Raw genomic sequence first — 1,268 nt, forward strand, 5'->3', positions numbered from 1 at the left:
TGACCTGCCACTGCATTTTCATCCAGCGGCAGTTAGAGTCTCGGGGTTTTGTACGCCAAGTGGCGCGGATGGAGCAACGGACGATCGGCGGAGCTGGTCGGGGTTGCGCAGCCGATCGTCCGTTGCGGTGAGGTGGGCGGCGTAGGCCGCGGGGGTCAGGTATTTCAGCGACGAGTGGGGACGCTGGAGATTGTAGTCGGCGACCCAGTTGGCGATCTTGGCGCGGGCGTCATCGAGATCGAAGAACAGGGTCTCGTTGAGTAGCTCATCGCGCATCCGGCCATTGAAACTCTCGACGAAGCCGTTCTGCATCGGCTTTCCCGGCGCAATGAAGTGCCAATCGATGGCTGCGTCCTTGCACCAAGCGAGCATGGCGTTGCAGGTGAATTCGGTGCCATGGTCAGACACGATCATTCCTGGCTTGCCGCGTCGCTGGACGATTGCCGTCAGTTCGCGGGCCACGCGCCGCCCCGAGATCGACGTCTCCGGAATGGCGCCCAGGCATTCCTTGGTGACGTCGTCGACGATGTTGAGGATGCGAAAGCGTCGGCCATTGGCGAACTGGTCGTGGACGAAGTCCAGCGACCAGCGCGCGTTCGGCCTCGCCTCGACCAGGATCGGGGCACGGGTCCCCACGGCCTTGCGGCGAGCCCGCCGTTTGCGGACGGTGAGCCCTTCCTCGCGGTAAAGCCGGTAGATCCGGTTGATCCCCGATGGCTCGCCCTCCCGCCGCAGCAAGACGAACAACCGGCGATAGCCGAAACGCCGCCGCTCGTTGGCGAGATCGCGCAATCGGCCACGCAGAACTGCGTCCGGCGGGCGGCTGGAGCGATAGCGGATCATCTTCCGATCCGCCCCCAGAATCGAGCAGGCCCGCCGTTCCGACAGGCTCATGACGGCCTGCAGATGCGCGATCGCAGCGCGCTTGGCGGCGGGCCCTACCATTTTTTTGAAAGGAGCTCGCGAAGGGCGGCCGCATCGAGCATCTGCTCGGCCAGAAGCTTCTTCAGCTTCGCGTTCTCCTCTTCCAAGGCCCTCAGCCGCTTCGCTTCGGAAACGTCCATGCCGCCGAATTTGGCCTTCCAATTGTAGATCGTCGCCTCGGAAACACCGTGCTTGCGAGCCAGGTCGGCTGTCTTCGCCCCAGCCTCATGCTCCTTCAATACCGCGATAATCTGCTCTTCCGTGAACCTTGCTCGCTTCATCTGTCCGTCCTTCTTCGGGCCGGACTCTAACTCCTTCTGGAGGAAATACGCAGTGGCAGGTCA

General features: G+C 62.9%; 1 protein-coding gene. It reads right to left on the reverse strand.

What is annotated here, in order from left to right:
• Nucleotides 1–18: 18 nt before the first annotated feature.
• Nucleotides 19–1,205 (reverse strand): IS3 family transposase gene (locus I6F36_RS38545; protein ID WP_225173249.1). Its coding sequence is split into 2 segments (ribosomal slippage): nt 19–953 and nt 953–1,205, totalling 1,188 coding nucleotides; the frame shifts between segments, so codons are not numbered across the junction.
• Nucleotides 1,206–1,268 lie beyond the last annotated feature (63 nt).

The sequence above is a fragment of the Bradyrhizobium sp. BRP19 genome (assembly GCF_020194195.1).
In the GTDB taxonomy this organism is placed as follows: domain Bacteria; phylum Pseudomonadota; class Alphaproteobacteria; order Rhizobiales; family Xanthobacteraceae; genus Bradyrhizobium; species Bradyrhizobium yuanmingense.